We start from the raw sequence: 8024 nt of genomic DNA on the forward strand, positions 1-8024 counted from the left end.
CGCTTTCACGACAAGAATTATTCTCGCAAATCACTGCTGAAATTGACGCTCATCAGCAGCAAATAGACGTTCTTAAGCAACAGTTAGCAAATGTAACTGGAGGTAGCACAAATGGCTAAAGCACAGAAAAACTTTTCCGAATTGACTGCTGCTAATTTATTGCGCTCGTTACGTTGCCGTGGAGGTTGTGCGCCTTTGCATACTATCAAGTTTTCCAATGTGTCCATCCAATATTTGCTCGATAGAAACCTTGTGAAAGTACAAAACACTGGCTGCGGTTTTCTGTTGGAAATCATTGAGGAAATGCAATGAAAAGTCAAAAGTTAAGAATCAGAATTCCGAAGGATAAAAGCTGAGTTTGGCATAGCAGATTCATCAGTTAAATCCTTCGTTAATAATTATTCTGACTCTTGAATTCTAGCTTTGGGATTTTTAAAAAGGAGCAATAAAAATGTCCCATCCCAATTTGCACATATTAATTGATGCGGCACAGTTAATCCTTGAAGAGATAGCCAGACACCCAGACTTTGAAGCACTTGATTATCAGCCTGATTTAACTCTTGGGGATGCCCAAACTGCTCTATCTTACTTAAAGTGCGAACTAGAAACTAATCAAAAGCCTTCTGTTAGCTCGAAAAGTTCTCCTTAGAAAAAAGCGACTGCCTGAATGAGTGCTGATATCCAGGTAATCGCTAGCTTTCTACAGTTAAACAGCGCTAGAGAAATATCTCATTATTACACATTTCACATATTGCCGAGGTCAACATGAATACTGAAATCAAACTAGGTCTTTGCAATCCCCCAGAACCAATTTACTTATATATCAAAAACGGTGAAGTTAGCGGCGAATCATTTTTGTGGTACCACTACAACATTGAGCAAGATAGAACCATCCCTGTACAACAACCTGGTTTAACGGGTTATTTATCAGAACTGCGTTTGACAGCGAAAGAATACAAAGGGAAGGACAATATGAAGTTAGATATTGTTGTCGCTGCGGATGAGATTTATATCATCAGAACTGGCATAGAAACCAATTTTGCGAAAACATTTCTTTTGTCTGCATCACTTATACAAGACTTCTCTAAACCCCTGATTCTTGCTGTTACTTCTGGCGAAGAGAATACAGTATTTTGTCGGTTATATGATGCGGCTACTAAAGTAAGAATCAGGGCAGAATGGAACCCGAACGCTGACTGGGGAGCAATCATTCACGGCATTCAAACGTTATTAGGTGGGGCACGAACTCAGCCACCGTCTACTGTAGCTCCGCAAGATTTACGAGTCAGAAAAATACGCACTTTGCTTGATTACCCACTGGATTTAGTAAAAGAGTGGTTGCAGTTTCAAGATGCTATTAGCCCCAGCCAATTGCACATTAGTAAAGTTGATGAACTAGTGAAAACAATGTGCTTTGCTTGGGCTGCTGATAAAACTGAACACCCGAATCATGCCGAGTCTTCATATCAAAAGCAAGTTGTTGAAGCAGTTGCACAGGGTGCTGATGAGTTAGCAGCAATCAGCGCATGGATGGAGCAGATACAAGGGGCAAAATCTGAGGCTGCCTGAAGAAAAGAGGACAAGGGCAGGGAGCAGAAAGCAAAGGAGAGAATCTTTCCCCTTGCCCCCTGCACCCATGCTTTTCCCTCTCTACATCAAATATCGGAAAGTTGCAAATGGCTAGACAATTTACTGACTTAGAAAACTACACCTGTCATCAAATCGCTAGTATCCTTTCGCTGAATCTATCAACTATCCGCTTGTGGGTACATCGCGGTTGGCTTAAAGCGAATAAACGCTATCCCAAACATTACGAAATTAGAATCTGGCATCTCAAACAGTTCCTTGAAAATCCACCACAGCAAATCAAAAAACGCATTGCTGCTCTTGACACCGAAGCCATCAATTATCTTTTGAAGGGAAAAGCGTAATGGAAGCAATCACCGAGTTAGAAAAATGCTGGTATTTATCTCCGCCTTGGGGTCAAGAAATTCCACCTGTTGAAATCAATTTGTTGGAGAAAGTCTATCTCAAAACTGATAGAACATTCGGACATTGCTGTGGACTGCAATGGTATCAGCGGCGTTGGGACTACGTTATCGATGTTGAGAACGACATTGTACGCGCAACAAAACATGAAATTCTTGGCACTGGTCGAATAAAACCTACCACTGTGAAAAAACCAGCTTTTGTGTTGGGCGAGCGCGTACTGTTGCAATTTCCCAATCGCGGCACAAACCAAAGGCTGATTCTGGGGATTGAGCTAATCGAGAAGTCCTGGTTTTACAAAGTCGAATTGGCATCACCTACTTTTTCTCCACCATCCAGTATGACCAATCGCTTTTCATTGGTCAGAGAAGAAGACTTAATGCGGGTGAATGTCTAAGTTATTCAACTAAATGTTTGAACAAGAACAGGAGAATCAATCATGTTGACACATTTATGGCGAGACTCTGAAATTAATCAAATGGCTCAAGACGAGGAAGTAGGAAAGTATGCCATCCCTAAGGGTTATGTGAATGCTACTCAAATGGCTAAAGCTAATAAGAAATTATTGGCTGATTACATGAGGCTGAAGTCTACAACCGAGTATTTGCAAGCACTTGTCCACGATATGGGAATCCCCATATCGTCACTTGTCATCGAAATATCAGGGCGTGCTAGCTCTCAAGGGACTTGGGTTCATCCAGAAATCGCCATTGATATAGCTCGCTGGGTGTCTGTCGAGTTCCGCGTCTGGGCCAACAGAACCCTGACAAAAGTGATGATCGCTGAGGCAGAACAACAACCAATTCCTCAACCACCTGCCCCTGCCCTCCCTCCAGTTGAGCAGCGCTTGCAAACTCTGGTGGACGCGATGAAAACTTTAGCTGACCTCACAGGGGGGAGACTCAACCCATACATTGAGCAGCATTTTAAAGACTTTGCCGCAAATCTGTTGGCTGAACACAACAGAAAATTGCTAACCCCTTCAGAAGAAAAGTGGCTGGGCGTGGTCAACTTTGCGGAGAGCGAGCTTGGCAAGAAAGTTCCATTGAATGGTTCCCATTACCGGGGTCATTTGGGTACATGGGTGAGAACATTTTACCCACACTTGGGATCTCGCCAAGAAAACAGATTAGTCAATGGCACTCAGCAATCAGTCTACATCTACGCCTGCCACGATCCTGCCGTTGCTGCCGGACTGACTAAGGCAATTGAGGAGTTTTTCGCACACCCAAACCCAACTGCGGCACTCAAGCAGGCTGGGGCTTTCACTAGCAAAAAGCAAATGACGTTGGTGAAAAAGTAAGAGCGACCGCTAGAGAGAGAATGCGATCGCAACAGACAAATGGGTGTTGTATATGTGTTCGCTACCAAAATAACACACCTGTTTACAAAACTTAAAAGTCAGACGAGATACAGCACTGCTGCGACAGGTTCATACATTAACAGGGGAAAAATTATGGATGCAATCACTTTTGATGAAAATCACGCTAGTCCATTTGAGCAGATTAAACAAGTTGATGCCGATGGTCAGGAATATTGGTTAGCTCGTGAATTAATGCCCATCTTAGGTTATCAACAGTGGCGACGACTTGAAGATGCTATCACTAGAGCAATCGCAGCTTGTCAAAACATAGGGGTTGAGCGCAAAAAACACTTTTTGCCATTGTCGGCAAAAAGTTCAGGAGGTAGACCCAGAGACGATTTCAAGCTTAGTCGTTATGGTTGCTATCTCACAGCAATGAATGGGGACTCACGAAAACCAGAAATAGCTGCCGCACAAAACTATTTCGCACTGAAAACTCGTGAAGCAGAGTTAGCCCCGCAAACCTCAGAATTACTTGCACAACTCTGGGAAAAGCTCCAACAGCAAAGCACGGTAATCGAAGAACAAGGCAAGGCGCTCGCTCAGTTGCAATCCCAAATTCAAAACCTACTGCCACCATCAACCGACTTCATACCCCCTGGTTGGGATGCCGAGGTATGGCGATCGCTCCCCCCACAAGACAAACGCCATTTCCGTTATATCTTCCGCCGTCGTAACTTCCGACCATCAGGGCAAGGAAAAGATAAATCATTGGTTTTACCAGCTGCCACAACCCAACAGCAGAAGCAAAAGCAACAGACGGAAGTACAGCAGTTGATTGGTGAGGTGTCGCCCGAAGAGCAAAAGCGCTTGGAAGGAGCAAAACAAGAAGCATTGAAACAACTCTGGTCACAGGGAGAACAGTAATATGCAACAACTCAATCTGTTTGACGAACCCGCCCCAACCCTACCAGTCACATACTACCCCGACTTTTTGACTATCCAAGAGGCAAACGAACTATACCAGCACTGTAAACAACTGCAATGGCAGCAGAATCATATCAGGATGGTGGGCAAGATTATTCCTGTGCCTCGTCTTGAATGTATCTATAGCGATAAAGGATGTGATTATCTCTACTCCAATAGCGTGTTTCTCAAGCCCCTGCCCTGGACAGAGGCACTAGCTCAGTTGCGAGATAGCATTACTGCCACCACCGGGTACAACTTCCGCATCGTTATTGGGAATCAGTACCGCACAGGCCAAGACTCCATAGGGTGGCACGCAGATAATGAGCCATCAATGGGAATTAACCCAACGATCGCATCAGTGAGTCTTGGTGCAGCACGGAAATTTCAGATTAAGCCCATCGCTGGGAAACCCACAGACTTCTGGCTGGAGCATGGCAGCTTGCTTGTGATGCACCCAGGCTGTCAGTCCACACATCTGCATCAAGTACCGAAAACAAACAAGGTCGTTAGCACAAGGATTAATCTTACTTTCCGACCACACACCGGAGGACGCAGATAAGGGGGGAAAGAAATTTTCTTTACATCTTTGCCTCTAGCATCGCTTCGTTAATTCAATTCATTTTCATTCAATTAAAGGAGCCAAAATCATGGCAGAAACTAAAAGTTGTCTATTAGATGCGAACCCCAGTCTCACGCCTGCTCAAATCGAGATGGAGAAATTGGAAGCCTGGATTAAATATTTTGTCTTTTCCTGGAGTCCAGGCAAGTTACGAAGTGTTTTAGAAGCAGCGAGGTTCTTACGACGGGATGCTGGGGCATGGCAAGTTAATCCCTTCAAAGTCATTTCTGGTAAAGCCGTTGTAATTACTTGTGATAGTTGGAAGGATTGCAAGCTCCTTGTTGCAAAAACCAAACAACTTGCTTACAAAATCCGAAAACTAGACCCGGAAGTAGACCTGTTAATGCTGCTATCGCCTGATCAAACCATAGTTGAGATCACAATTGTAAAAACTCTTGAAACGCTTGCAATCAAAAACTTGATCAGGGGTTTACGCCCTTGCGGAGGCAATGCTTTTCGCTTAGGAGAAAAAGTTATTCGTTGAGGCAAGCTGTTCTTGAGCGGGGGAAGCAGGGGGAGAAGAGCCATTGAACAGTAATTTCTCCCCCCCAACCTAAAGAGCTTTTCAAGCGTGTCATTCGACCCAATAACCAACAGCACATTCTTCTTGGTGCTGAGATTTTAATAAGTAACTTCTAGAAAACTCAACAGCAGTATGCCTTTGATGCTGCTATTTCACCATGCGTAAAAATATTGGAGGGGATATGCCTGCAACCGAAGATAATAACAATAGCGATTTAGCACAAAACCATTACCATGAATGGGTGAAGGGTTCTGCTGTTGACCCTGCCCTGGTTGCACTAAATGTCCGTTCCCTAAGTGGATCGCAAGTATACGAATATCTGTTGTATGCCCTACCCCAAAGCGCCAGACGAAACGATGGACGGTTACGAGAAGGAAACTTAAGACGATACGCTCACATTAATAGTGCATGGTGGGCAAGTGGACTCGACCCTCATAACGATTGGCTGCCAATGGATTGGGGAAGGATGAAGCCCGACAACCCCCGTTTTGAATGGGACAAAGAAACCCAACAGCAGACTCAAAAATCAATCAAATATGAATCTCCGCCTGAAACCCCCAACCGTGTCACTTATCTGCGAGTGCCGCTACACATCTGGAAGCTCGTATCCCTTCGTTATGATGTGCCGATGCCAGAACTAATTACGATCACCGAATCAGGCGAAGCAATAGGCTTTTGGGCTTGGGTGATGGCAAACCCCGAAATCCCTGTATTCCTTACAGAAGGAGAAAAGAAAGCCGCTTGTCTTCTATCGTTGGGCTATGTGGCGATTGCACTTCCTGGGATTTGGAACGGTCGAGTGGGCAAAGAAGACTTCGAGCGACTGCATCCAGATTTAGTCCCGATGGCGCAAGACGGACGAAAATTTATCATCTTGTTTGATTACGAAACTAAACCCAAAACGCAATGGCAAGTTTTCCAAGCCACACGCCGCACTGCCAATGTCATCTTAGAAGTTGGCTGTCAATGTGAAGTTGCAATTTTGCCGGGGCCAGAGAAAGGCATTGACGACTGGGTTGTAGCTCTGGGCAACAAAGCAGAAAAAGCAGTCGCCACAATGATTGCTGATGCTCTTACCCTGCAAGAATATCGGCAGAGATTTTTCATCAATCGGTTAAGAGGACTCAACAAGTATAAGCCGAATGTAACGGTTAATACCCGCTACTTATCCCAAGTCATCCATACATTACCAAAATCTGGGGTGGTGTGTTTGGCTTCGGATATGGGTACGGGGAAAACTGAACTCTTAGCTATTCTCAGAAAAGAAAACCCCGATCTCAGTTTCTTGAACAATGGGCATCGGGTTAATCTGTTGAAGAACCTCAGCGATCGCCTGCAAACTGCGATGTACTCTGCTATATCCTGTGGCGACTGGTCAAAAGCCAAAGCCCTCAGCATCACCGTAGACTCTTTGTATAAGATGGCGAATGATTTACAGGCTTACGACATTCTATTTATAGACGAAGCCTGTCAATATGTGGCTCACTTGCTGAAGTCCAAAACCTGCAAAGAACACCGGGGGGCTATTCTGGAAGTGTTGGAGTATCTCGTCTATAACGCCAAATTAGTAGTTCTGGCAGATGCTCACCTTGATGATTTGACGATTGATTTCTTCATGAAAATGCGACCTGAAGGAGAAAAACCCTACATCATCAAAAATGAGTATCGCTCAGGTGGTCGTCAGGTTCATTGGTATGAGGGGCCTAATAGTAGCGCAATAGTCGCTGTGTTTCACGCTCAACTGATGTTAGGTCAGAAGTTGATGCTGGTGAGCGATTCTAAACGCTTTATCAAAAAGTTGGAACGTGCTTTGAATGGACTTGAGCCATTGCTTGATGATGATACACCAGAGTCAGAATCAGACCAACAGATAAAAGTCTGGGCTATTCATTCAGACAATAGCGGTAGTGAGGAGAATGTTATCTTCATCAGGGAGATTAACGTTGCAATTAAAGATATTGATGCACTGTTGACCACTCCCAGTCTCGGCACAGGTGTTGACATTTCCACGTATCATTTTGATGCCGTGTTTGGTGTGTTTCACGCTGTGTCCCAATCAGCCACAGAATGTGCTCAACAGTTATGGCGTTATCGTCATAATGTAGCACTGCACGTTTGGGTTGCACCTCGCCCACCATTTGGTTATGCCGAAACCAATGCCCGTCATATCAAGGAAAAGATTCTTCAGAAGAATGAAATGACGGCGTTTTTAATCCGCATCGATAAAGAAACGGGTAAGCGTGGCGCAGAGAAGGATTGGGCATTGGACACCAGTTGTCAGATTGAAGCACAAAGGAACTGGTCAATCAATAATCTTCGGGCTGATCTGCGATCGCTATTGGAAGAGATGGGCAATACCATTGTGCCAGCAGGTGATGGCGTTGATGAGGGAACTTCTAGGTGGATGAAAGCAGCGGGGGTTGCCATCGATGAGGAGCATTATCGCAAAGTTGCTAATGCCAAGGATATCGATAGAAGGACATACACCGCGAGGCAACACCAAGATTACCTCAAGCCAGAAGAAGCATTAGAGTGTGAGAAATTCCGCATTCAGGATACTTACGGCATGAGCGTAACCCCTGAACTGGTTGAGCAAGATGATGGGGGGCGGTTAATTAAAA

At 44.7% G+C, this 8024-nt stretch carries 10 protein-coding genes; all 10 read left to right on the forward strand.

The features are described from left to right. Positions 1-111: 111 nt before the first annotated feature. Positions 112-312 carry a hypothetical protein gene (locus AC5JL8_RS00065; protein ID WP_495877740.1) on the forward strand — a complete coding sequence of 67 codons (201 nt, stop codon included), beginning with the start codon at positions 112-114 and terminating at the stop codon, positions 310-312. A 139-nt stretch (positions 313-451) separates the two neighbouring features. Continuing rightward, entirely contained in the window at positions 452-649 is a 198-nt protein-coding gene (locus AC5JL8_RS00070) for a hypothetical protein (RefSeq protein ID WP_495877741.1), read from the forward strand. 116 nt (positions 650-765) lie between these two features. Further along, positions 766-1569, forward strand: a complete 804-nt coding sequence (locus tag AC5JL8_RS00075; protein ID WP_495877742.1) for a hypothetical protein — start codon at positions 766-768, stop codon at positions 1567-1569. 107 nt (positions 1570-1676) lie between these two features. Continuing rightward, entirely contained in the window at positions 1677-1931 is a 255-nt protein-coding gene (locus AC5JL8_RS00080; protein WP_495877743.1) for a MerR family transcriptional regulator, read from the forward strand. Then, complete coding sequence (locus AC5JL8_RS00085) at positions 1931-2386, forward strand: DUF1392 domain-containing protein (protein WP_495877744.1); 456 nt, start codon at positions 1931-1933, stop codon at positions 2384-2386. Before AC5JL8_RS00080 ends, AC5JL8_RS00085 begins: the two co-directional genes overlap by 1 nt. A gap of 42 nt (positions 2387-2428) precedes the next feature. Further along, positions 2429-3292 (forward strand): KilA-N domain-containing protein, encoded by an 864-nt coding sequence (locus AC5JL8_RS00090; protein WP_495877745.1) that lies wholly within the window; start codon positions 2429-2431, stop codon positions 3290-3292. 153 nt (positions 3293-3445) lie between these two features. Then, positions 3446-4219 (forward strand): BRO family protein, encoded by a 774-nt coding sequence (locus AC5JL8_RS00095; protein WP_495877746.1) that lies wholly within the window; start codon positions 3446-3448, stop codon positions 4217-4219. A gap of 1 nt (position 4220) precedes the next feature. After that, positions 4221-4820, forward strand: a complete 600-nt coding sequence (locus AC5JL8_RS00100) for an alpha-ketoglutarate-dependent dioxygenase AlkB family protein (protein WP_495877747.1) — start codon at positions 4221-4223, stop codon at positions 4818-4820. Between the two features lie 88 nt (positions 4821-4908). Beyond that, on the forward strand, positions 4909-5364 hold the full coding sequence (locus AC5JL8_RS00105; RefSeq protein ID WP_495877748.1) for a hypothetical protein: 456 nt from the start codon (positions 4909-4911) through the stop codon (positions 5362-5364). Between the two features lie 220 nt (positions 5365-5584). After that, positions 5585-8024 (forward strand): plasmid replication protein, CyRepA1 family (locus AC5JL8_RS00110; RefSeq protein ID WP_495877749.1); only part of this gene is annotated, 2440 nt, incomplete at its 3' end.

Source organism: Mojavia sp. (assembly GCF_059505145.1).